The 21,341-nt window shown below is 63.3% G+C and carries 25 protein-coding genes; 12 read left to right on the top strand and 13 right to left on the bottom strand.

Annotated elements, in window-relative coordinates; all coding sequences use genetic code 11:
• Nucleotides 1–17: 17 nt before the first annotated feature.
• From LB533_RS24615 to hemF, 3 genes are all read right to left on the bottom strand, one after another.
• Nucleotides 18–203: a DUF1059 domain-containing protein gene (locus tag LB533_RS24615; RefSeq protein WP_140496047.1), complete on the bottom strand. Its 186-nt coding sequence runs from the start codon at nt 201–203 to the stop codon at nt 18–20.
• Between the two features lie 215 nt (nt 204–418).
• Nucleotides 419–679, bottom strand: coding sequence for a DUF1344 domain-containing protein (locus LB533_RS24610; RefSeq protein ID WP_140639742.1), 261 nt, complete (start codon nt 677–679; stop codon nt 419–421).
• 310 nt (nt 680–989) lie between these two features.
• The gene (gene hemF, locus LB533_RS24605) at nt 990–1,904 is read right to left on the bottom strand and encodes an oxygen-dependent coproporphyrinogen oxidase (RefSeq protein ID WP_224678371.1); all 915 of its coding nucleotides are present in this window, start codon (nt 1,902–1,904) and stop codon (nt 990–992) included.
• Between the two features lie 119 nt (nt 1,905–2,023).
• Here hemF and LB533_RS24600 point away from each other — a divergent pair, with 119 nt between their 5' ends.
• The gene (locus LB533_RS24600; protein ID WP_023770299.1) at nt 2,024–2,281 is read left to right on the top strand and encodes a hypothetical protein; all 258 of its coding nucleotides are present in this window, start codon (nt 2,024–2,026) and stop codon (nt 2,279–2,281) included.
• Between the two features lie 68 nt (nt 2,282–2,349).
• Here LB533_RS24600 and soxR read toward each other — a convergent pair whose 3' ends face one another.
• Both soxR and LB533_RS24590 read right to left on the bottom strand, forming a co-directional pair.
• A complete protein-coding gene (gene soxR / locus LB533_RS24595; protein WP_140496043.1) occupies nt 2,350–2,820 on the bottom strand; it encodes a redox-sensitive transcriptional activator SoxR in 471 nt (156 codons plus the stop codon).
• Between the two features lie 149 nt (nt 2,821–2,969).
• Nucleotides 2,970–3,443: a tRNA (cytidine(34)-2'-O)-methyltransferase gene (locus LB533_RS24590; protein ID WP_140639740.1), complete on the bottom strand. Its 474-nt coding sequence runs from the start codon at nt 3,441–3,443 to the stop codon at nt 2,970–2,972.
• A 283-nt stretch (nt 3,444–3,726) separates the two neighbouring features.
• On the opposite strand from LB533_RS24590, the gene LB533_RS24585 reads away from it, so the two are divergent.
• The 5 genes from LB533_RS24585 to LB533_RS24565 are packed head-to-tail and all read left to right on the top strand — an operon-like array spanning nt 3,727 to nt 8,845.
• Nucleotides 3,727–4,248: a hypothetical protein gene (locus tag LB533_RS24585; protein ID WP_181169365.1), complete on the top strand. Its 522-nt coding sequence runs from the start codon at nt 3,727–3,729 to the stop codon at nt 4,246–4,248.
• Nucleotides 4,249–4,276: 28 nt separating this feature from the next.
• Nucleotides 4,277–6,163, top strand: coding sequence for an ABC transporter ATP-binding protein (locus LB533_RS24580; protein ID WP_140639739.1), 1,887 nt, complete (start codon nt 4,277–4,279; stop codon nt 6,161–6,163).
• Between the two features lie 13 nt (nt 6,164–6,176).
• Nucleotides 6,177–8,060, top strand: a complete 1,884-nt coding sequence (locus LB533_RS24575) for an ABC transporter ATP-binding protein (RefSeq protein WP_140639738.1) — start codon at nt 6,177–6,179, stop codon at nt 8,058–8,060.
• 4 nt (nt 8,061–8,064) lie between these two features.
• Nucleotides 8,065–8,532 carry a GNAT family N-acetyltransferase gene (locus LB533_RS24570; RefSeq protein WP_140639737.1) on the top strand — a complete coding sequence of 156 codons (468 nt, stop codon included), beginning with the start codon at nt 8,065–8,067 and terminating at the stop codon, nt 8,530–8,532.
• A 1-nt stretch (nt 8,533) separates the two neighbouring features.
• Nucleotides 8,534–8,845, top strand: coding sequence for a DUF6665 family protein (locus LB533_RS24565; RefSeq protein WP_224557078.1), 312 nt, complete (start codon nt 8,534–8,536; stop codon nt 8,843–8,845).
• Here LB533_RS24565 and LB533_RS24560 read toward each other — a convergent pair.
• Nucleotides 8,826–9,710: an alpha/beta fold hydrolase gene (locus LB533_RS24560; protein ID WP_140639735.1), complete on the bottom strand. Its 885-nt coding sequence runs from the start codon at nt 9,708–9,710 to the stop codon at nt 8,826–8,828. The genes LB533_RS24565 and LB533_RS24560 overlap by 20 nt on opposite strands.
• A gap of 147 nt (nt 9,711–9,857) precedes the next feature.
• A complete protein-coding gene (locus LB533_RS24555) occupies nt 9,858–10,202 on the bottom strand; it encodes a cupin domain-containing protein (protein WP_140639734.1) in 345 nt (114 codons plus the stop codon).
• A gap of 312 nt (nt 10,203–10,514) precedes the next feature.
• Here LB533_RS24555 and petA point away from each other — a divergent pair, with 312 nt between their 5' ends.
• From petA to LB533_RS24530, 5 genes are all read left to right on the top strand, one after another.
• A complete protein-coding gene (gene petA, locus LB533_RS24550) occupies nt 10,515–11,075 on the top strand; it encodes a ubiquinol-cytochrome c reductase iron-sulfur subunit (RefSeq protein WP_027024461.1) in 561 nt (186 codons plus the stop codon).
• 16 nt (nt 11,076–11,091) lie between these two features.
• Nucleotides 11,092–12,393, top strand: a complete 1,302-nt coding sequence (locus LB533_RS24545; RefSeq protein WP_140496035.1) for a cytochrome b — start codon at nt 11,092–11,094, stop codon at nt 12,391–12,393.
• Nucleotides 12,394–12,420: 27 nt separating this feature from the next.
• A complete protein-coding gene (locus LB533_RS24540; RefSeq protein WP_140639733.1) occupies nt 12,421–13,293 on the top strand; it encodes a cytochrome c1 in 873 nt (290 codons plus the stop codon).
• Nucleotides 13,294–13,479: 186 nt separating this feature from the next.
• Nucleotides 13,480–14,625, top strand: coding sequence for an alpha-hydroxy acid oxidase (locus LB533_RS24535; protein WP_181169376.1), 1,146 nt, complete (start codon nt 13,480–13,482; stop codon nt 14,623–14,625).
• Nucleotides 14,626–14,816: 191 nt separating this feature from the next.
• Complete coding sequence (locus LB533_RS24530; protein ID WP_224678370.1) at nt 14,817–15,362, top strand: adenine phosphoribosyltransferase; 546 nt, start codon at nt 14,817–14,819, stop codon at nt 15,360–15,362.
• Nucleotides 15,363–15,537: 175 nt separating this feature from the next.
• On the opposite strand, the gene LB533_RS24525 is transcribed toward LB533_RS24530, so the two are convergent.
• The 3 genes from LB533_RS24525 to corA form a co-directional block, all read right to left on the bottom strand.
• Nucleotides 15,538–15,999 (bottom strand): MaoC family dehydratase, encoded by a 462-nt coding sequence (locus LB533_RS24525; protein ID WP_140516910.1) that lies wholly within the window; start codon nt 15,997–15,999, stop codon nt 15,538–15,540.
• Nucleotides 15,996–16,466 (bottom strand): MaoC family dehydratase, encoded by a 471-nt coding sequence (locus LB533_RS24520; RefSeq protein WP_140496031.1) that lies wholly within the window; start codon nt 16,464–16,466, stop codon nt 15,996–15,998. Before LB533_RS24520 ends, LB533_RS24525 begins: the two co-directional genes overlap by 4 nt.
• Nucleotides 16,467–16,590: 124 nt before the next feature.
• Nucleotides 16,591–17,565, bottom strand: coding sequence for a magnesium/cobalt transporter CorA (corA, locus tag LB533_RS24515; protein WP_140516906.1), 975 nt, complete (start codon nt 17,563–17,565; stop codon nt 16,591–16,593).
• 302 nt (nt 17,566–17,867) lie between these two features.
• Here corA and LB533_RS24510 point away from each other — a divergent pair, with 302 nt between their 5' ends.
• Nucleotides 17,868–18,341: an amidohydrolase family protein gene (locus LB533_RS24510; protein WP_224557081.1), complete on the top strand. Its 474-nt coding sequence runs from the start codon at nt 17,868–17,870 to the stop codon at nt 18,339–18,341.
• A 24-nt stretch (nt 18,342–18,365) separates the two neighbouring features.
• On the opposite strand, the gene LB533_RS24505 is transcribed toward LB533_RS24510, so the two are convergent.
• The 3 genes from LB533_RS24505 to pth all read right to left on the bottom strand — a co-directional run bounded on the left by LB533_RS24505 (nt 18,366) and on the right by pth (nt 21,340).
• On the bottom strand, nt 18,366–19,271 hold the full coding sequence (locus LB533_RS24505) for a DMT family transporter (RefSeq protein ID WP_140639730.1): 906 nt from the start codon (nt 19,269–19,271) through the stop codon (nt 18,366–18,368).
• Nucleotides 19,272–19,413: 142 nt separating this feature from the next.
• Nucleotides 19,414–20,517, bottom strand: coding sequence for a redox-regulated ATPase YchF (gene ychF, locus LB533_RS24500; protein WP_140524909.1), 1,104 nt, complete (start codon nt 20,515–20,517; stop codon nt 19,414–19,416).
• A 94-nt stretch (nt 20,518–20,611) separates the two neighbouring features.
• Nucleotides 20,612–21,340, bottom strand: a complete 729-nt coding sequence (gene pth, locus LB533_RS24495) for an aminoacyl-tRNA hydrolase (RefSeq protein ID WP_140639729.1) — start codon at nt 21,338–21,340, stop codon at nt 20,612–20,614.
• Between the last annotated feature and the right edge of the window lies 1 nt (nt 21,341).

Raw genomic sequence — 21,341 nt, 5'->3', positions numbered from 1 at the left:
CCGGAACTTGCTCCAAATCAGGCGGCGTCGCGGACCTTCTCAATGCGCGAGCGGATCGCTTCGATCATCGTTTCGCGGATGATCGTCTCGCCATGCGTCTCGCGCATATGTTCGACGGCACGGCGCATGACCTCGGCTTCCTCCTCGGCGCGCGTGTGCCATTCACAACCTGGAACGAGCGAGCCGCAGTGGAATTCCTTCATGGGATTTCTCCTTTTCCTCCATGGAGTCCGGTCGGCCGTCCTGCAAAAGGCGGCAGGGACTCCACATCTTCTTGGCGCGTTGTCCGACCTTGAGACCGGCTGGACCGCGAGCGGGTGAAACCATAACACAGATGGGGTGGCATTGATTGCCGTCAACGGCAAAAAGGCGGAGCAGCGCTGCTCCGCCCTCTTACGCCAGCCCTGTGGGCAGGTCATCACTTCATGATCTTGACTGCCTCGGCAACTTTATCCTTGCCGCTCATGTCCCATGAAACTCTGACCTTCTCGCCGACCTTCAGGCCAGGATCCTTGAAGGTCCGGGGGAGCGTAAAAGACGATCCATTGTCGAGAACCAGGCTTTTGGCCGCCGTATCAAAGGTCTTGATCGTGCCGGTGGTGTGCTTGACGGCGGCCAATGCCACCGAACCGGAAGCGAGAAGGGCAGCCGCTGCGGCCGAAACAATGATCTTGCGCATTGCGAAGTACTCCTGGAAAGCGCGGGCACCCCTTTTGGCGAAGGTGTCCCGCATCGTCCTGGGCCGTCCGGTTGCGTCGAGTCGCGATCCGCTTCGTTCTGACGCAATTCCGGACGGAGAACCGCTCTGCACTCCTGGAATTGCGCAGGCGAACCGCCGGCGTTTCCCGACCCGTCCCGACAAATAGCCCAGTCTTTTCCGAAGCCTATTAGACGAAAAAGAAACTTTGCGAGGGCTCCCGCGCCACATTCGATGCCCCTTTCGAGGCGAATGGGACATCAATGCGGCTCACGGCGCGCTCACTATCTTTTTACGGCCAGCGGGCCTCCGGCGGCAGGCTGGAGAGGATCGAGGCGACATTGCCGCCGGTTTTCAGGCCGAAAATGGTGCCGCGATCATGAAGCAGATTGAACTCGACATAACGGCCGCGGCGGATGAGCTGTTCGTCGCGGTCGCCATCGGTCCAGTTCTCGTTGAAATTGCCCCGCACGAGATGGCCATAGACGACAAGAAAAGCGCGCCCGACATCCTGGACGAAGTTGAAATCGGCATTCCAGCCGCCCTTTCCCTGCCCCGAATGCAGCCAGTCGAAAAAGATGCCGCCGGTGCCGCGCGGCTCGTTGCGATGCGGAAGGAAGAAATACTCGTCGCACCAGGCCTTGAATTTCGCATGGTCGGCGACACCGGCATTCTTCTCGCAGGCGAACTGCATGGCGCGGTGGAAGGCCATTGTGTCGGGGTCGTCCTGCGTGCGGCGCCGGTCGAGCACGGGGGTAAGGTCGGCGCCGCCGCCGAACCAATGGCGCGAGGTGACGACCATGCGCGTATTCATGTGCACGGCCGGAACGTTGGGGTTCCAGGGGTGCGCGATCAGCGAAATGCCGGATGCCCAGAAGCGCGGGTCCTCCTCGGCGCCGGGCATCTGCTTCCTGAATTCGGGCGAGAACTCGCCGTAAACGGTCGAGGTGTGGACGCCAACCTTCTCGAAGACTCGGCCGTGCATCATCGACATGGTTCCGCCACCGCCCTTGCCGGAGTCACGCTCCCACGGCGTCCTTTCGAACCGACCCGGCGACCATGAAGCGAGCGGGCCCTGGAGATCCTGCTCGATCTGCTCGAAAGCACCGCAGATGCGTTCGCGCAATGCCTCGAACCACAGGCGTGCCTTCATCTTCTTTTCTTCGATGTCGGCGGGCAGGCCAGCCGGTATTTCAGGTCGTTCCAAGTGCTGTCTCCGGTTTCGGGGCGGCCGGCCCCTACAAATGACTCGTCTTTTGCCGGCGCGATCCCTAATCTCTTAGGGGAAAGGGTCAAGTCTGATCTGATCGGAGCAAGGAGACCTTCGTGCGCACCCCGGCAAGACCGCCGTTGGATGGCCTGAAGAAAAGGCTCGATCAAAGCCGGGCTGAACGCGCGCGCATGCCGCGCGACGGATTTTTGCGCGAAACCTTCGTCCTGCCGCGTTCGGACGCTCGCCTGAAGGCAAAGGAATGGTTCGAGCGCTTCCCCAAGCAGGCTTACTGGACCGAGATCGAAAGCTGGTTCGAACGGCCGGGCGATTTGATCGAATTCACCATAAGGCGCCTGCCGGCGGCGGATTAGGATTTCCTCGCCTGTTTACGGGAACAACCCAATACAGGCACCGCCCCTTGTGTCCGCCTTCACTACGCTCAGGCACCTTCTCTCCGTGAACCGAGAGAAGGAAGAACCAGCCTTCTCGCCCCTGTTCCTTCCCTGGCCAGCCGGTCATCCTTGTTGCGGAGCGGACATTTGTCGATCGACATGCAGCCGCAGCCGATACAGTCGGTCAGCCCGTCGCGCAATTTCTTCAATTGACCGATCTTGCGGTCGAGCCCGTCGCGCCAGGCGGTCGACAGCAGGCTCCAGTCGTCGCGCGTCGGGGTGCGGCCCTCGGGCAGGGATTGAAGCGCCGTCGCTATCTCTGCCAGCGAAATGCCGACCTCCTGCGCGATCTTGATGATGGCCACGCGCCTCAGCACGTCGCGGCCGTAGCGGCGCTGGTTGCCTGACGTGCGGTGGCTGCGGATCAGGCCGCGAGCTTCGTAGAAATGCAGCGCCGACACCGCGACACCGCTGCGCGCGGCCACTTGGCCCACCGTTAATTCCGCTGCTGGCGCCATCTCGCACTTTCCGCTTGACCTCAAGTTAAGTTGAGCTTGTAGCGAAGAAGCCATCGACATGCAAACGACAGGAGATGGCGATGTGCGCTTGGGTGAGAATGACGGGCGAGGGCCGTGTCGCCGCCGCCGGCGGGACCGTGGCCGCCGCTTCAGCAGATGGCATTCTGGCCCAATTGCCGCATGGCTTCGCCGGCAACCATGGCGACGGAGAGCGCGACATTGATGCTGCGCGCGCCGGCCTGCATCGGAATCGTCAGACGCGCGTCCGCCGCCTGATGGACCGGATCCGGCACGCCTGCGGATTCGCGACCGAACAAAAGGATGTCGCCAGTGGCGAAGTTGAAGCTGGTGTATGGGGTCGCGGCTTTGGTCGACAGCAGGACCAGCCGGTGCGTGCTGGCCTTGCGCCACTCCTCGAAGGCGTGCCAGTCGACATGCCGGGTCAGGGCAGCCATTTCGAGGTAATCCATGCCGGCGCGCCTGAGCGTTTTATCGGAGAGCGGAAAACCGGCCGGTTCGATGATGTCGACGCCGATCCCGAGGCAGGCGGCGAAGCGCAGGATTGTGCCGGTGTTGCCGGCGATGTCAGGCTGGTAAAGGGCGATGCGGAGACGGTCGTTCATTTCCGCATCCTTCTATTAAGTGGCAAATCGGCCACAGCGGCTTCGCGGTTTTGGAAATTGCTGGACCTGCGGGTGGCCATTTTCTGCGAAGTCGGGTATACAGCGTACATTGTCAACCCGAACCGAAGGAGGGGTAATTCATGATGACCATGCACATCCAGCACCCTCTCCGTGGGCTTACATGCCCGCTGGCGGTTTCGGTACGACGGTTCTCCTGATCTCTTAGACGCTTCCGCACCGATTTCCGCCGAAACCATTCCCTGGTCTTCGAAGGAATCCTGCGATGTTTTTCAAGCTGCCGAAGGGGCCGATGGCCCCGCCCCAACGCGTCTCGACTGATCAGCCGCCGATCCCGCGGCAGGACGTCGAACACCCTTTTTATCTCTATTTTCACACGGAGGACGGACCGATGTTCGATCCCTACAGAATACCTGGCTCGAGGAGCCTGCATATCCACCGGCTGCCGACCTGGGCGCTGCTGATCGGCGAAACCTATTCGTCGGCGGTCCACGCCGAGGTTCGCCGCCGCCCGCATCGCGGCATGCTGCCGGACGTCGATTTCTCGCGCGCGGTTCCCGACCCGAGCCGGCCCTCGTTGGTGCGCCGTATCATCCGGGCGATCCGGCCGGGCGCGAAGATCCGCCTTGTCGACACCGCACCGTCAGGATCAACAAAAGAGCCTGTCGGCGAAAAGCCTGCGAACCCCTATATAGCGCGAAGCAGGGCCGACGGTCCGGATGATTCCGGACCGTCGGCCCTCGGCGCCCTGCGGTCCGAGGACTTCGTACGTTCACGCGCCGCGTGAGCGGAAACAGATTTCATGAGCATGACCTATGTTGTTGTTTAGCTGGTTTGAAAAAAGGCTCGATCCGTTCCCGGGCGCAGAGCCAGTCGAGCCGCCCAAGACGCTGGTTGCCTTCTGCCTGCATTACACGCGCGGCGCATGGCCCTATATCCTGGTCGATGCGGTGCTGGTGGCGGCAATTGCCATCGCGGAAGTGTGGATGTTCGGCTTCCTAGGCCGCATCGTCGACTGGCTTTCGGGGCAGAACCGCGAAACCTTCCTGCAGACGGAGGGCTGGAAGCTCGCCAGCATGGCCTTTGTCGTGCTGTTCGCGCTGCCTGGCACGGTATGGCTGCATTCGCTGCTCAACCAGCAGACGCTGATGGGCAACTACCCCATGCGTATCCGCTGGCAGGTGCATCGCTATCTGCTCAAGCAGTCGATGAGCTTCTACCAGGACGAATTCGCCGGCCGCATCGCCACCAAGCTGATGCAGACGGCACTCGCCGTGCGCGAATGCGTGATCAAGGTGATCGACGTCCTGAACTACGTCATCGTGTATTTCCTCGGCATGCTGCTCATCGTCGGCTCGGCCGACTGGCGGCTGGCCGCACCGCTCGGCGTCTGGATGGTCGGCTACATCCTTCTGCTGCGCTATTTCATTCCTCGGCTGGGCAAGGTCGGCGAGGAACAGGCCAATGCGCGCTCGGTCATGACGGGCCGCGTTGTCGACAGCTACTCCAACATCCAGACGGTCAAGCTGTTCAGCCATGCCCGTCGCGAGGCCTCCTTCGCCAAGGAGGGCATGATGGGCTTCCTCGACACGGTCTACCGGTCGATGCGGCTGGTGACGGTGCTGTTCGGCTCGCTCTACATCCTGAATGCGCTTCTCCTGTTCTCGGTTACCGCCATCTCGTTGTGGCTGTGGCTGGGCCAGGCGGTGACGATCGGCGCGGTCGCCGTGGTCATCGGCCTGGTTCTGCGGATGTGGGGCATGTCGCAGTGGATCATGTGGGAAATGTCGGGCCTGTTCGAGAATATCGGCACGGTGCAGGACGGCATCGCCTCGATTTCGCTGCCGCGCCTTGTCGAGGACAGGCCCGGTGCGAAGGAGATCACGGTCTCCAAAGGCGAGATCCGCTTCGAGGACATCCGCTTCCACTATGGCAAGCAGAAGGGCGTCATCGAGAACCTTTCGCTGGCGGTGAAGCCGGGCGAGAAGGTTGGCATTGTCGGCCGCTCCGGCGCCGGCAAGTCAACGCTGGTGAATCTTCTGCTGCGGTTCTACGACCTCGAAGCCGGCCGTATCCTGATCGACGGCCAGGAGATCGCAGCGGTGAAACAGGATTCGCTGCGCGCCCAGATCGGCATGGTCACGCAGGACACTTCGTTGCTGCATCGTTCGGTGCGCGAAAACATCCTCTATGGCCGGCCCGACGCCAGCGACGACATGCTTGTCGAGGCTGCGCGGCGCGCCGAGGCGCTGGACTTCATCGCCGGGCTTTCGGACCATAGCGGCCGCAAGGGATTCGACGCCTATGTGGGCGACCGCGGCGTCAAACTGTCCGGCGGCCAGCGGCAACGCATCGCCATTGCTCGCGTTATGTTGAAAGACGCGCCCATACTCATCCTTGACGAGGCGACGTCGGCGCTGGATTCCGAGGCGGAAGCGGCCATCCAGGAGAACCTCTACAAGCTCATGCAAGGCAAGACCGTCATCGCCATCGCCCACCGGCTGTCGACCATCGCGGCGATGGACAGGCTTGTGGTGATGGACCAGGGCCGTGTCATCGAGGAAGGTTCGCACGAGGAATTGGTGGCCAAGGGCGGGCTCTACGCGCAGCTCTGGCAGCGCCAGTCGGGCGGTTTCCTGCTCGATGACGGCCCGATCGATGTCGCAAACGACGTTGGCGCAAAGGGACAAGCCGCTGAATGATGGCCGCCGCCGCATGATGACAGCCGTCTATCGCTGGTTCGAGAACTGGGTCTATCCGTTCAGGGAGCCCACGAATCTCCGGCCGCCGTCCGGCGTCGCCGGTTTTCTCTGGCACTATGTCGGCCAGGCCAAGTTCGCCTTCTTCGCCATGCTGGTCATCGGCGGCATCGCGCCGCTGGTCGAGGCCGGGCTGTTCTACTTTGTCGGGCGGTTGGTCGACATCCTCGACCAGCTTCCCGGCGAACGCAGCTGGCATGCGCTGTGGACGGCCGCCGGGCCGGAACTTGTGTTCATGATCGTCGTGGTGCTGGTCGTCCGCACCATCGTCGTCGGCCTGTCGGCCCTGGTCGACGAGCAGACAATCACGCCCGGCTTCTACAATCTGGTGCGCTGGCAGGCGCACCGGCACGTGTCGCGCCAGTCCTACTCCTTCTTCCAGAACGATTTTGCCGGCCGCATCGCGACAAAAGTCTGGCAGGCCGGGCAAGCGACCGGCGACCTGATGGAAAGCTTCATCGAGGTCGTCTGGTTCATGATCGTCTATACGGTGACGACGCTGGCGCTGGTCGCGGGGCTCGATATCAGGCTCGCAGTGCTGGTGGTGATCTGGATCGCGGCCTTCGGCTTTCTGGCCAGGCTCTATCTGCCGGCAATCCGCAAACATGCCGAGGCGACCGCCGAGGCGGGGTCGATGATCACCGGCCGCATCGTCGATTCCTACTCCAACGTGCAGACGCTGAAACTGTTCTCCGCCGACGGCGACGACCGCTACATCAGGAGCGGCTTCGACATCTATCTCGACGCGTTGCGCCCGTTCACGCGCCGGCTGACCGGCGTGCGCATGGCGCTGACGACGCTGTCGGGCATCATGATCACGGCGATCGGCTGCTTTGCCGTCTATCTCTGGGTCGAGGGCTCGATCACCGTCGGCGCGGTCGCCTTCACACTGTCGTTGGTGCTGCGGCTCAACATGCTGCTTGGCCGGCTGATGATGCAGCTCAACAGCATCCTGCGCAATCTCGGCGTGCTGGAGAATTCCAAGGCGCTGATCTCGCAGCCGCTCGGTCTGGTCGACGCTCCCGACGCCCGGGAACTGGTCGTGGCCGGCGGGCGGATCGAGGTGAAGAATGTCGAGTTCCACTACGGCAAGGGGTTCGGCGTGCTCAACGGCATCGATCTCGTGGTGCGGCCGGGCGAGAAGGTCGGGTTGGTCGGGCCGTCCGGCGCCGGCAAGACCACGCTCGCCAACCTTATCCTGCGGCTGTACCAACTCGAAGGCGGAAAGATCGCCATCGACGGCCAGGATGTCTCCCGGGTGACGCAAAATTCGCTGCGCGCCAATATCGGCGTCGTCAGTCAGGACACGGCGCTTTTTCACCGTTCGCTACGCGACAATATCAAACTCGGCATGCCCGACGCCACCGACGCGCAGGTGATCGCGGCGGCCAGGAAAGCCGAGGCGCATGATTTCATCCTGACCTTGCGCGACAATCGCGACCGCCAGGGCTACGAAGCCTATGTCGGCGAGCGCGGCGTCAAACTGTCGGGCGGCCAGCGCCAGCGCGTGGCAATCGCCCGTGTCTTCCTCAAGGATGCACCGATCCTGATCCTGGACGAGGCGACCTCGGCACTCGATTCCGACATCGAGGCGGCGATCCAGGAAAACCTGACGCGGCTGATGGAAGGCAAGACGGTCATAGCTATCGCCCACAGGCTGTCGACCATCGCCGCGCTTGACCGTCTCGTCGTGCTCGACGGCGGCCGCATTGTCGAACAAGGCACGCATGACGAACTGGTGGCGCTCGACGGGCTCTACGCGCGGCTGTGGAAGCGTCAGTCCGGCGGCTTCCTCTATCACGAGGAAGCCGTGCTGGAAGAGACGCGGCCGGCGGAGTAGCGGCATGGGCGCGACGCAGGAGACCGGCTATCTGCTGAAACGGCTGCGGCCGACGACACCGGCCTTCGATGCGCTGATGGAAGAGAGCCGACGGGAAGGCTACTGGATGCTGGTGCGGCTTCGCGACGGCTGGGCAAGCGGCCGCAACAAGTTCCTGAAACAGGGCGAGGCGCTGTTCGGAGCGTGGCACGGCGGCGAACTCGCCGGCGTGTGCGGGTTGAACATCGATCCCTATTTCGAGGGAAGGGACCACGGCCGGGTCCGGCATCTGTTCGTCGGCACGCGCCATCGGCGCACGGGCCTGGGCCGCATGCTGGTCGAAACCGTTGTCGACAGGGCGCGCCGCTATTTCGCCGTGCTCAACACCCGTGCGCCTCAGGAAGCCTTCGGCTTCTATGAGCGGCTTGGCTTCGCGCCGGTGGCGGGCGAAGAATTCGTCACGCACCGGATGATTTTCGAGAAAGGAGGTTGAAATGTCCCTGCGCCCGCCGTCCCGTCTGACCAGCGCCTCGGCCGCTGAAGCCGCCTTCGACGCGCTTGGCCATGAAGTCCTCGCCGAGAAGGCGGCGGCGCTCGGCCGCGCTGGACAACGCGTCGAAGAAACGCTGGCCCGGCTGCGCAACAATGGCGACGAGCAGTTGCGTCCCGGGCTGCTCAAGGAGGCGGCGGTGGCGGTGCACGGCTACTTCATCCAGCGCGAGCTCTGTGGCCTTCGAAAGCACGATGCCGTCATTCGCGAATACGACATCCCGAAGGCGGTCCTGGTCAGGCTCGGCGCCATGTAGGGTCGGCGTTTGTCGCGCCGATCTCCCTGTGGAATCTCGCCAGGCGGATGGCGAGCGCTTCGGGGTTCTCGTCGGCGACGAAGTGCCCGCTGTCCGCGATAATGTCGCCTTCGACATTGGAAAGCCCGGCGGCCCTAAGGCCTTCGACATAGTCGCCGATGTCGCCGGACTCGGCCGAACCCCTGAGATACAGCACCGGAATCGCTATCGGCGTCGCGGGCTGCGCGGCATTGGCTTTGGCATCTTCGGGGAAGGCGCGATACCAATCGAAACCGGCCTGGAGGCTTTCAGGCCGGGAATAGGCTCTCGCATAGATTTCCCTGGCCTGCGCGGGGATCGACGCCCGATCCTTCGAAAGCACATTGAAGAAGAAGTCGAAATAGGTGCTTTGGTGGCCGCTCACCAGCGTTTCCGGCAGCGCCGGGACGGCATGGAAGGCAAAGTGCCAGATCCGCGGATTGCGAATGACCTCTTCCCATGGCGCGACACCTGGAACGGCGACATCCATGATCGCCGCGCCGGAAAGGATCTCAGGATGGTCGCGCAGCAGGGCGAACACGATCTGGCCGCCGACATCATGACCGGCCGCCACGAGGTGCCGCAGCCCGCAAGCCTCGGCAACGCCTCTCATCAGCCTCGCCAGGGTTCTCTTGTCGCCGGCCTCAGGCATGCCTTGCGAGCCGCCGATGCAGGGCAGGTCAGGTGCGACGACCCGGTAGTCGGCAGCCAGCCGGCCGATCACCCCTTCGAACGCATAGGAGCTTTGCGGCCAGCCATGCAGCAGCAGGAATGCAGGCGCTTCAGCCGGGCCTGCCTCGCGGATCGCTATGCTCAGCCCTTCGATTTCGATTTCAGAGGTTTGCATGTCCTGGCCCTGCCGGCTGCCTATGCCATAGATCTAGGCGGCGATCGGAAAACCGACAGAGCTGGATTGTTTTGACGCGGTTGCGGTAGGAAAGCGTTTCACACTTTTCCAGGAATTGCGCTTTTCCAGGAATCACCTGGGCCGGGATCACTCCAGCCACTGGGTGAGGAAAGTGCCGTTCTCGTGGATGTCGGTCGTTTCCAGCGGGCCGGGGCCGAGATTGGTGAATTTGTGCGGCGTGCCGGGCGGCACGATGACGATCTGGCCGGCGGAGGCCTCGATCTCCTCATCGCCGACCGTGAACAGGCCGGTGCCCTGGCGGATGATGAAGATCTCGGCGTAGGGATGGGAATGCAGGCGCGGTCCGCCGCCGGTCTCCGGCAGATAATTGAAGATCAGGCAGGAGTTGGAGCCGTAGGGGGCGCATTGCAACTCGCCCTTCCAGCGGTCGGGGCGAACAGCCCATTCCTCGCGGTCTATGACATGTGCCATGGTGCAGGATAGACCATCCCGGGGCCAGGTGTCGAGGCGAAGCTGGACGCCGGATTAGCCGTTGTTTCCCGGTTGTTTGGCGGTGTTTCACAGCCATTCGCCGTCTTGTCGGGCGATGGCGGATTCTGCCCCCGCGACAATCTGCCCTTGTGCCTTCACCCGTCTGGACAAAAACGGACTTCACGCATAAACCGAAGCCCAAATGCCGGAGGAATTCGCTAGCCTGTTCGCCATGCGCTGTCGGGTTGGCGTGAATGGGCGGGGAACAAGGCTCGGCCACCGGCACGGAAGAGGCGAAAGGATCAGGTACCCGTGAGCGCAACCGACACCCAGGATCCCAACCGTCGAGATTTTCTCTACGTCGCCACCGGCATGGCCGCCGTGGTCGGCGCGGGCGCCGTCGCCTGGCCGTTCATCGACCAGATGCGCCCCGATGCCTCGACGCTGGCGCTCGCGTCGGTCGAGGTCGATGTCTCCTCACTGACGCCGGGCATGTCGCTGATCGTCAAGTGGCGCGGCAAGCCGGTCGTGGTGCGCAACCGCACCGAACAGGAGATGAAGGACGGCGAGGCAGTCAATCTCGCCGATCTCAAGGATCCGATCGCCCGCAACGCCAACCTGCCGGCAGACGCCCCGGCGACCGATGCCAACCGCACCACGCCCGGCAAGGAAGCCTGGATGGTGATGGTTCAGGTCTGCACGCATCTGGGCTGCATTCCGCTCGGCCAGGAAGGCGATTTCGGCGGCTGGTTCTGCCCATGCCACGGTTCGCAATACGACACCGCCGGCCGCATCCGCAAAGGCCCGGCGCCCGAGAACATGGCTGTGCCGGTATTCAAGTTCATTTCCGATACCAAGATCCTTATCGGTTGAGGCAGGGGATATTTCGATGAGCGAGGGACACTCGACCTATACGCCCAAGACCGGTATCGAGCGCTGGTTCGACGCGCGCATGCCTCTGCCGCGGCTGATCTATGACAGCTTCGTCGCCTATCCGGTGCCGCGCAACCTCAACTATGCCTGGACCTTCGGCGGCATCCTGTCGATCATGCTGGTGGCGCAGATCCTGACCGGCATCGTGCTCGCCATGCACTACACGTCCGACACCAATCTCGCTTTCGATTCGGTCGAAAAGATCATGCGCGACGTGAATTCCGGCTGGCTGCTGCGCTACATGCATGCCAATGGCGCGTCGTTCTTCTTCGTCGCCGTCTACATCCATATCTTCCGCGGCCTCTATTACGGTTCCTACAAGGCGCCGCGCGAGCTGCTGTGGATCCTCGGCTGCATCATCTACCTCCTGATGATGGCGACCGGCTTCATGGGCTACGTGCTGCCGTGGGGCCAGATGAGCTTCTGGGGCGCCACCGTCATCACCGGCTTCTTCAGCGCGATCCCGCTGGTCGGCGACTGGATCCAGCAGCTTTTGCTCGGCGGTTTCGCGGTCGACAATCCGACCCTCAATCGCTTCTTCGCACTGCATTACCTGCTGCCGTTCATGATCGCCGGCGTCGTGGTGCTGCACATCTGGGCGCTGCATGTCGTGGGCCAGTCGAACCCGACCGGCATCGAGGTCAAGTCGAAGACCGACACCGTCGCCTTCACCCCTTACGCGACCATCAAGGACGCGTTCGGCATGATCGTGTTCCTGTTCTTCTTCGCCTATTTCGTCTTCTACCTGCCGAACTATCTCGGCCACCCCGACAACTACACGGTCGCCAACCCGCTGAAGACGCCGGCCCATATCGTTCCGGAATGGTACTTCCTGCCGTTCTACGCGATCCTGCGCGCCATCACCTTCAACATAGGGCCGATCAACTCCAAGCTCGGCGGCGTGCTGTGCATGTTCGGCGCCATCGCCATGCTGTTCCTGGTGCCGTGGCTCGACACCTCCAAGGTGCGCTCGGCGGTCTACCGGCCCTGGTACAAGCTGTTCTTCTGGCTGTTCGTGGCCGATGCCATCCTGCTTGGCTGGCTGGGCTCGCAGCCGGCGGAAGGCAGCTATGTGTTCATGGCGCAGATGGCGACGCTGTTCTACTTCGCCTTCTTCCTGATCATCATGCCGGTGCTCGGCCTGATCGAGACGCCACGCAGGCTGCCGAACTCGATCACCGAGGCGGTGCTCGAGAAGAACAAGGGCGGCAGCGGGCATCCGGCGGGCGCCACGGCCGCACCTGAGACCAAGGGCTGAGCGGTAGAGAATCTAAGGGGATTTGGCATGAAAAAGATTCTCACCTCGCTTGCGCTGGTCGGCCTTGTGGCCGCCGGCATTGGGGCCGCGGGCACCTGGGCGATCGCGGCCGAAGAGGCGCACAACGCGGCGGCGCCGACGCATTTCCCGATCAACGAACCGAAGGAAATGGACTGGAGCTTCACCGGCCCGTTCGGCACCTATGACAAGGCGCAGCTGCAGCGCGGCCTCAAGGTTTACAAGGAAGTCTGCTCGGCCTGCCATTCGATGAACCTGGTGGCATTCCGCACGCTTTCGGACCTCGGTTATTCCGATGCGCAGATCAAGACGCTGGCCGCCGAGTACACCATCCATGACGGCCCCAACGATGCCGGCGACATGTTCGACCGTCCCGGCAAGCCGTCCGACCATTTCCCGGCACCGTTCGCCAATGAGGAAGCCGCGGCCGCCTCCAACGGCGGCGCAGCCCCGCCCGACATGTCGCTGCTGGCCAAGGCGCGCGGCGTGGAGCGCGGCTTTCCGCAGTTCGTCTTCGACATCTTCACCCAGTATGATGCAGGCGGCCCCGACTACATCCACTCGCTGCTGACCGGCTACGACCAGACGCCTCCGGCTGGAATGGTCATCCCGGAAGGCACGCACTACAATCCGTATTTCATGTCCGGCGTGTCGCTGAAGATGCCCAAGCCGCTTTCCGACGGCCAGGTGACCTATGACGACGGCGCGCCGCAGACCGTCGACCAGTACTCCCGCGACGTCGCCGCTTTCCTGGCGTGGGCGGCCGAGCCGCATATGGAAGCCCGCAAGAAAACCGGCTTCCGGGTGCTGGTGTTTCTGCTCCTGTTCGGCGCACTGGTCTACATGACCAAGCGCAAGGTTTGGGAAGCCGTCGCGCACTAAGCCGCGCGGCCGGAGATTGAGGAAAGGGCGCCCGCGAAGCGCCCTTTTTGCTTGCCGAAGCGGCTGGCGCGTGAGGTGGTCGCTTTCTTGTCCAACAAGCCGGTTGGCAGCGCGGCAGGCGATTGCTATTCGACGCCCCGACGGCGGCGAAAGCTTTGCCGCCTATAGGGCGTTTGGGGTTCCATGATGCGGCTCAACGACTGTCACAACTTTTCGGATTTCCGCCGCATGGCGCAGCGGCGGCTGCCGGGGCCGATCTTCAACTATATCGACGGCGCGGCGGACGACGAGGTCACCTACCGCCGCAACACCGAGAGCTTCGAGACCTGCGACCTCGTTCCCAACGTGCTGCGCGGGGTGAGCGAGACCGACATGTCGGTGACCGTCATGGGCCAGAAGCTGGCGATGCCGTTCTACTGTTCGCCGACCGCCCTCCAGCGGCTGTTCCACCATCAGGGCGAACGGGCGGTCGCCAGGGCCGCTGCAAAATACGGCACCATGTTCGGCGTCTCTTCGCTCGGCACCGTCAGCCTCGAGGAAGTGCGAAAAATCAGCAGTGGACCACAGGTCTATCAGTTCTACTTTCATCGCGATCGGGGCCTCAACCGGGCGATGATGCAGCGGGCACGGGAGATCGGGGTCGAAGTGATGATGCTGACCGTCGACAGCATCACCGGGGGAAACCGCGAGCGCGACAAGCGCACCGGTTTTGCGATTCCCTTCAAGCTCAACCTGGCGGGAATGACCCAGTTCGCGCTGAAGCCTGCCTGGGCGATCAACTATTTCACGCATGAGGCGTTCAAGCTGCCGCAGCTGGACGAGCATGTCGACATGGGCGGCGGCACGATGTCGATCAGCCGCTACTTCACCGAAATGCTCGATCCGTCGATGACGTGGGACGACGTCGCCGAGATGGTGAGGCTCTGGCCGGGACCGTTCTGCCTCAAGGGCGTCATGTCGGTGGAGGATGCCAAGCGCGCCGTCGAGATCGGCTGCAAGGGCATCGTGCTGTCGAACCATGGCGGCCGGCAGCTGGACGGTTCGCGGGCGGCTTTCGACCAGCTCGCCGAAATCGTCGATGCGGTCGGCGACAAGATCGATGTCATCATGGATGGCGGCGTGCAGCGCGGCACGCATGTGCTCAAGGCGCTGTCGCTCGGCGCCAAGGCCGTCGGCGTCGGACGCTACTATCTGTTTCCGCTGGCGGCGGCGGGCCAGCCTGGCGTCGAACGGGCACTCGAACAGATGCGCATCGAGATCGAACGCGGCATGAAGCTGATGGGGTGCAGCTCGATCGAACAGTTGACCCGCGAGAATTTGCGGTTTCGGTGATCGCCATCGCTTCGATGCGAAAGATCGCAGCGCCGACAGAGGCATGCCTTTGGACGTATGTGCTGCTTTCGCCGGATGCGCTTGTCTCGGCCGCCACATCGCGCTAGCCGTTGTCGGTCGCGCCGGGTTAGGATTTGGCGCTGCGCCATTTCACGCCTTTCCGCCGAAACTGGACCACCCGGAGCCGCCTCATGAGACCTTCGCTCGAAGACACGCTGCTGCCGGCGATCCGCACCATCCCGGACTATCCCAAGCCCGGCATATTGTTCCGCGACATCACCACCCTGCTCGGCAATGCGCGCGCTTTCCGCCGCGCCATCGATGAGCTGGTGCATCCCTACGCTGGCGAGAAGATCGACAAGATCGCCGGCATCGAAGCGCGCGGCTTCATCCTCGGCGGCGCCGTCGCCCATCAGCTCTCTGCCGGCTTCGTGCCGATCCGCAAGAAGGGCAAGCTGCCCTATGAAACGGTGCGCGTCGCCTACAGCCTGGAATACGGGCTGGACGAGATGGAGATGCACAAGGACGGCGTGTCGCCGGGCGAGAAGGTGATTCTGGTCGACGACCTGATCGCCACCGGCGGCACGGCGGAGGCGGCGGTGAATCTCCTGCGCCAGATCGGCGCCGACATCCTCGCCGCCTGCTTCGTCATCGACCTGCCGGATCTCGGCGGCCGCGCCAAGCTGGAAGCGCTCGGCGTGCCGGTGCGGACGCTGATCGGGTTCGAGGGACACTGATAGGGGGCGGTTTTCCTTCTCCCCTGTGGGAGAAGGTGACCTCGCGAAGCGAGGTCGGATGAGGGGTGTTCCAGGGAACGCCAACGTCTCACTCCGCTGGAGCACCCCTCAACCGTCTCGGCGCTGCGCGCCGATCCACCTTCTCCCACAAGAGGAGAAGGGAAAAGCGCCGCCACTACTCCACCTTGACCAGCACGGCGCTTTCGAACTCCAGTACCTTGTCGCCGGTCGAATCGAAGGCTTCCGAGCGCAAGGTCAGCACCCGCCAGCCCGGACGTGAGGCGATCGGGCGGTGGGAAAGGGCGGTGCGGGTGAAGGTCACGGTCTGCCCGGCATAGACCGGCTTCAGCCATTTCAGGTTCTTGAAGCCAGGCGAGGGGCCAAATTCGGGCGTCGGGCCAGGGCCGGTCCACTCGGCATCCATGCGGGTTTCGAGGTTGAGCTTCATCCAGGTGGCGGCGGTATGCCAGCCGGACGCACACAGCCCGCCCAGAACGCTCTTCTTCGCGGCATCCTCATCGACGTGGAAGACCTGGGGGTCGTATTTGCGGGCGAAGGCCTTGATCGCCTCGGCTTCGAACGTATGCGAGCCCAGCGTGACGGTGGTGCCGACGCGGAAGAATTCGTCCAGCATCATGCAAGGCTCCCTGCGGCATTGCGCGTGAGGAACATGACGGAATTCTCGAGCTCGAAGACGCTTTCCCCGCGTTGGTTGACTAGCTCGCTGCGCATGGTCACGAAGCCGAGCTGCGGTTTCGATTTCGAAGGACGCTTGGCGAGGACGACGAGGCTGCCCTTGAGCGTGTCGCCGGCCAGCACCGGCTTCTTCCATTTGACCTGATCGACGCCGGGCGCGCCCTGGCAGGTCGAGTCCAGCAGGAAGGCATCGCATAGCATGCGCATGAACATGGCACAGGTATGCCAGCCCGAGGCCGAGAGGCCGCCCAGGATGCTTGCCTTGCCGGCCTCTTCGTCGAGATGCATCGGCTGGGCATCGAATTCACTGGCGAACTCGATGATCTCGGCCGCGCTCACCTGTTTGGTGCCGAGGTCGAACGAGGCTCCTTCAACGAAGTCCTCATAGGCCCATGTCTTTCCAGTCATGGCGTGGAATCCGGTTGCAGAACGTGCGATCCACATGGATCGGCAAACCCGGATGCAGGCCGGACGGCGTTTGGTCAAGCCCTTTCTGGTGAGCCAGCCGCGGGCGCCCGGCCGGCCGTTGCGATCATAACCAGCCGCGGCGGCGGAAATACCAGAAGGGCAGGATCGCCGACAGAACCATCATGGCGATCGCGAACGGATAGCCGAGCTCCCATTTGAGCTCGGGGATGACGTCGAAATTCATGCCGTAGATCGAGGCGACCAGCGTCGGCGGCAGGAAGATGACGGCGGCGACCGAGAAGATCTTGATGATGGCGTTCTGCTCGATAGAGATCATGCCGAGCGTGGCGTCGAGCAGGAAGGAGATCTTCTGCGACAGGAAGGTGGCGTGGTCGGCAAGAGAAAGCACGTCACGCGACAAGGTCTTGATGCGGGCGCGGACGTCCTTGCTCATCTTGGCCTGGGTCGCGACATGGGCGAGGAAGCCGGCCAGCCGCTGCAAGGAGATCAGGCTGTCGCGCACGGAGGAAGCGATGTCCTCCTTGCGGCCGATGCCCTTCAAGAGTTCCTGGAAATCACGGTTGCGCTTCGACACCTTGGTCGATCGCGCCTCGAAAATGTCGCGCGAGATCGCTTCGACGTCACGGCCGGCGCGCTCGAGGATGTCGGCGAGCCGGTCGACGATCGCTTCCAGCAGGCCGATCAGGATGGTGTCGCCGCTGGTGCAGCCGGTCGCCACCTTCTCGGCGCGCAAGGGGAAGGTCTTGAACGCTTTCGGTTCGTGATAGCGCACGGTGACCAGCCTGTTGCCGGCTAGCGCGAAGGTGACCGGCGAGATCAGTGGATCGTCGACGTCGGTCTGGGCGGGCAAGGTGGCGGTCATGAAGTAGGCGCCGTCCTCGATATAGAGGCGGCTGGAAATCTCGATCTCCTCCATCTCCTCGCGGGTCGGAATGGCGATGCCGAGCCAATTCTCGATTGTTGCCTCTTCGTCCTTGGTCGGATTGAAGAGATCTGCCCAGACGACCTTGTCGCCATTGGCCAGGAGATCGTCCGTGAGACGCAGGCGATCATTGTCCACGACGAAAGCCTTGATCATCGCCAGATCTCCCTGCCGGAAAGCGCGTTCGGATTGCTGCGTCGTATCGGATCGCACTACCCTTCGTGCGCCGAGCCTGTGCCCGCCGCTTAGACTTGCGGCATGACAAAATCAAGACAAGCCGGACTAGGGGCCGACACCAGGGACGCTCAGAAAACTCGTAGAGCAGCCGGCAGTATGAAAGCTTCGACGGGTCGGGTCATCGACCGCGGTTCGGGCTTATCGTGGAGAGCAGGCCGGACCCGCGGGGGCCGGCCTGCGAATGTCCCTATCGGGCGCTCGGCAGGATCTGGTGCAGCACGATGGCCCAGACGGCGCCGAAGGCGATGGACGAGCCCAGAATGTTTCCGCTGCGCGGCGCGCTGGACCGGCACATGCATGTCGGGCTCGGGACGGACATTTCCGGCGGCTACAGCCCGTCGCTCTTCGACGGCTGCCGGCATGCGCTGTCAGCCTCGAGGACGCTGCAGAGCGGTGTCCATGCCGGCCTGGACGCGGCGCAGCGCGGCGCACCCGGCGCGCCGATCACGCATCAGGAGGCGTTCTGGCTGGCCACCGCCGGCGGTGCCGAAGCGCTTGACCTGCCGACGGGCAGCTTTCGCGTCGGGCATGAATTCGACGCGCTGCTGATCGACACGACGGCGAAGGCCTCGAACATCCACATCATCCCGGCGGACGATATGCTCGACGATGTCTTCCAGAAGATCGTGCTCAACGCGGCACGCGCCAACATCGCCGCGGTGTGGGTGAGCGGAAGGACGGTGGCCGGGCAGTAGCCACGTCGCAGTCGCAGATCGGGCCTATGCACGCGACGGTTCCTCGGCAAGAGGTTGTTTTTGCGCCTTCAGCAACATGTCCTTGGCGGCGATCACCGCGCCGACCGTGATCAGGACGCAAGCGAGCGCAACAGACCAGTGGAAGACGCCGAATCCGGCCAGCAGCAGCACGATCACCGAGAACAGCGGCGCGGCATAGGAAAGCGCGCCCAGGATCATGATGTCTCCATGCTTGCAGCCATAGTCCCATGCATAGAAGCCGGCGCCGAGCGGTATCACGCCTAGAGTGACGATAGCGCTCCATTGCGTCATCGTCTGCGGCCAGACAGTGATCTCGAGCGCGAGATGGAGAGTGAAGGCGACGGCCGCGGTGATCAGGCAGTACACCGCCACCACATCGGTCGGCACTTGGCCGAAACGGCGCGACAGGACGGAATAACCGGACCAGACGAAGGCGCAGAACAGGGCAATGACGTGGCCCGGCTTCACGCCGTCGGCAAGCCCCACGCTGCCGCCCTTGGTGATGACGACGATGGCACCCGCCAGGCCGAGCATCACACCGGCTATGTGGTGAGACCTCAGCCGCTCTCCCGGCAGGAAAGCGGCGAAGACGACGATCAGCAATGGCCAGAGATAAGCAATCAGGCTCACCTCGACGGGCGGCGCGGACTGGATGGCGAAAAAGTACGCGCAGTGATAGATGCACAGCCCTGCCGTGCCGATCGCCCAGACCTGCCATGGCTGCCGTAGCGACTTGAGCGCCGACGGGCGGACCATCCAGCTGGCCGCTCCGACTGAGCCTCCCAGCAGAAAGGTCATCGCGGCCAGTTGAAAAGGCGGGACGGGCCCGGCGGCGGTCGACAGCAGCGCGAGGAACGACCACGTCAGGATGGCCGAGAAACCGATCAGGGTTGGGATCGTCCTATTCATATGGTCCCTTCCGCGTTCACTGAGCCAATAGCGGAAAGGCCTAGCGAGGGCAGCCCGTGCACGGCCTCACCCTGTCGGGAATGCGACGCGGCTTGGCCCGTTCACACTTCGGCCTAGGATCCCTGCGGATATGACCGAGGGATCACGTGTTGAACTTGAACAGCATGATGTCGCCGTCCTGGACGACATATTCCTTGCCTTCGTCGCGCGCCTTGCCGGCTTCCTTGGCCGCTACTTCGCCGCCCAGCGTGACGAAATCATTATAGGCGATGGTCTGGGCGCGGATGAAGCCACGCTCGAAATCGGTGTGGATGACGCCGGCCGCCTGCGGCGCCTTGGCGCCCTTGTGCACAGTCCAGGCGCGCGTCTCCTTCGGCCCAACGGTGAAATAGGTGATGAGCTGCAACAGTTCGTAGCCGGCGCGGATTACCTTGTTCAGGCCGGGCTCGTCGAGGCCGAGCGAGGACAGAAATTCCATCTCTTCCTCGTCGGAGAGCTGCGCAACCTCGGCTTCGATCGCGGCCGAAATAACGACGGTGCGGGCGCCCTGCGCGGCGGCCATCTGCTCCACGGCCCTGGTGTGCTCGTTGCCGGTGGCAGCATCCGCCTCGGCGACGTTGCAGACGTAGAGCACGGGATGCGAGGTCAGAAGGTTCAAGCCCTGCAGGATGCGCAGATCTTCCGCCGAGATGCCGTCGAGCAGGATGCGGGTCGGCTTGCCTGCCTGCAGAAGCTCAAGCGCTGCCTCCATCATCGGCAGCACGGTCAAGGCTTCCTTGTCCTTGCCGGACGCGCGCTTGCGGAATTGCGCGATGCGGCGTTCGAGGCTCTCGAGGTCGGCGAGCATCAGTTCGGTCTCGACAGTCTCCGCGTCGGCGACCGGGTCGATGCGGCCCTCGACATGGGTGATGTCGTCATCCTCGAAGCAGCGCAGCACATGCACGATGGCATCGACCTCGCGGATGTTGGCGAGGAACTGGTTGCCCAGGCCTTCGCCCTTCGAGGCGCCGCGCACAAGGCCGGCGATGTCGACAAAGGAGATGCGGGTCGGGATGATCTCCTTCGACTTGCCGATCGCGGCGATCTTCTGCAGGCGCGGATCGGGCACCGCCACTTCGCCGGTGTTCGGTTCGATGGTGCAGAACGGGTAGTTGGCGGCCTGCGCGGCGGCCGTCCTCGTCAGCGCGTTGAAAAGCGTCGACTTGCCGACATTGGGCAAGCCAACGATGCCGCATTTGAAACCCATTTTGTCCGGTCCTATCGGGAATTCGAGATTTGGTGAGGGCTATGGGCGATAGGGGTGATGAACGTCAAGCCCTGTAACGCCCATGGACCCAAGCTCAGTCCTTGTTGCCGAACAGCTTCTTCAGCATGGCGGCCATCGGGCCGCTCTCCGGCAGCTTGACGGGCGCCTGCTGCGGGCGTGCCTGCCGGACGTGGCTTTGCTGTTTCGGCGCCTTGGGTGGCGGCCGGTCGTCATCGCCGGTCGGCACGAGCTTGTCGCGCAGCGCCAGCGTGATGCGGTTCATGAAGGAATTGTCGTCGCCCTTGGCGAGCAAGCCAGCGTCGTCGGCGATCACGTCGAGCAGCACGTCCAGCCATTCGCGGTCGGCCTTGGCGAAATCGCCGAGCACATGGCCGTGCACCATCTCCTTGACGCCGGGATGGCCGACACCGATCCGTACCCGGCGATAGGCATTGCCGACATGCTGGTCGAGTGAGCGGATGCCGTTGTGGCCGCCCGAGCCGCCGCCCACCTTGACCCTGACCTTGCCGGCCGCAAGGTCGATCTCGTCGTAGAAGACGGTCAGCGCCCCGGGGCCGAGCTTGTAGAAGCGCAGCGCTTCGCCGACCGACTGGCCGGACAGGTTCATGAAGGTCTGCGGCTTGATCAGGATGATCTTTTCGCCGCCGAGCGTGCCCTCGGCGATCAATCCCTGGAATTTCTTAGACCAGGGCGAAAAGGAGTGGCGGCGGGCGATCGCGTCCGCCGCCATGAAGCCGACATTGTGCCGGTTGTTCATGTATTTCGCGCCCGGATTGCCGAGGCCTGCAAAGACAAGCGGCATC

It is taken from the genome of Mesorhizobium sp. BR1-1-13 (assembly GCF_020165515.1).
GTDB lineage: Bacteria > Pseudomonadota > Alphaproteobacteria > Rhizobiales > Rhizobiaceae > Mesorhizobium.
Note: the sequence above shows the minus strand (reverse complement) of the source record. Positions and strands in the feature narration are given on the sequence as shown.

Bases quoted from the DNA above. Each gene is read 5' to 3' on its own strand.
- LB533_RS24590 (WP_140639740.1), bottom strand. From the start codon at position 3,443: ATGAACGACCGTCTCCGCATCGCCCTTTACCAGCCTGACATCGCCGGC.
- corA (WP_140516906.1), bottom strand. From the start codon at position 17,565: ATGATCAAGGCTTTCGTCGTGGACAATGATCGCCTGCGTCTCACGGAC.
- LB533_RS24565 (WP_224557078.1), top strand. From the start codon at position 8,534: ATGTCCCTGCGCCCGCCGTCCCGTCTGACCAGCGCCTCGGCCGCTGAA.
- LB533_RS24505 (WP_140639730.1), bottom strand. From the start codon at position 19,271: ATGAATAGGACGATCCCAACCCTGATCGGTTTCTCGGCCATCCTGACG.
- LB533_RS24535 (WP_181169376.1), top strand. From the start codon at position 13,480: ATGCGGCTCAACGACTGTCACAACTTTTCGGATTTCCGCCGCATGGCG.
- LB533_RS24545 (WP_140496035.1), top strand. From the start codon at position 11,092: ATGAGCGAGGGACACTCGACCTATACGCCCAAGACCGGTATCGAGCGC.
- LB533_RS24525 (WP_140516910.1), bottom strand. From the start codon at position 15,999: ATGATGCTGGACGAATTCTTCCGCGTCGGCACCACCGTCACGCTGGGC.
- LB533_RS24530 (WP_224678370.1), top strand. From the start codon at position 14,817: ATGAGACCTTCGCTCGAAGACACGCTGCTGCCGGCGATCCGCACCATC.
- LB533_RS24585 (WP_181169365.1), top strand. From the start codon at position 3,727: ATGTTTTTCAAGCTGCCGAAGGGGCCGATGGCCCCGCCCCAACGCGTC.
- pth (WP_140639729.1), bottom strand. From the start codon at position 21,340: ATGCCGCTTGTCTTTGCAGGCCTCGGCAATCCGGGCGCGAAATACATG.
- LB533_RS24580 (WP_140639739.1), top strand. From the start codon at position 4,277: ATGTTGTTGTTTAGCTGGTTTGAAAAAAGGCTCGATCCGTTCCCGGGC.
- soxR (WP_140496043.1), bottom strand. From the start codon at position 2,820: ATGGCGCCAGCAGCGGAATTAACGGTGGGCCAAGTGGCCGCGCGCAGC.
- ychF (WP_140524909.1), bottom strand. From the start codon at position 20,517: ATGGGTTTCAAATGCGGCATCGTTGGCTTGCCCAATGTCGGCAAGTCG.
- LB533_RS24610 (WP_140639742.1), bottom strand. From the start codon at position 679: ATGCGCAAGATCATTGTTTCGGCCGCAGCGGCTGCCCTTCTCGCTTCC.
- LB533_RS24555 (WP_140639734.1), bottom strand. From the start codon at position 10,202: ATGGCACATGTCATAGACCGCGAGGAATGGGCTGTTCGCCCCGACCGC.
- LB533_RS24570 (WP_140639737.1), top strand. From the start codon at position 8,065: ATGGGCGCGACGCAGGAGACCGGCTATCTGCTGAAACGGCTGCGGCCG.
- LB533_RS24560 (WP_140639735.1), bottom strand. From the start codon at position 9,710: ATGCAAACCTCTGAAATCGAAATCGAAGGGCTGAGCATAGCGATCCGC.
- LB533_RS24615 (WP_140496047.1), bottom strand. From the start codon at position 203: ATGAAGGAATTCCACTGCGGCTCGCTCGTTCCAGGTTGTGAATGGCAC.
- LB533_RS24575 (WP_140639738.1), top strand. From the start codon at position 6,177: ATGATGACAGCCGTCTATCGCTGGTTCGAGAACTGGGTCTATCCGTTC.
- LB533_RS24520 (WP_140496031.1), bottom strand. From the start codon at position 16,466: ATGACTGGAAAGACATGGGCCTATGAGGACTTCGTTGAAGGAGCCTCG.
- LB533_RS24540 (WP_140639733.1), top strand. From the start codon at position 12,421: ATGAAAAAGATTCTCACCTCGCTTGCGCTGGTCGGCCTTGTGGCCGCC.
- LB533_RS24510 (WP_224557081.1), top strand. From the start codon at position 17,868: ATGGCCCAGACGGCGCCGAAGGCGATGGACGAGCCCAGAATGTTTCCG.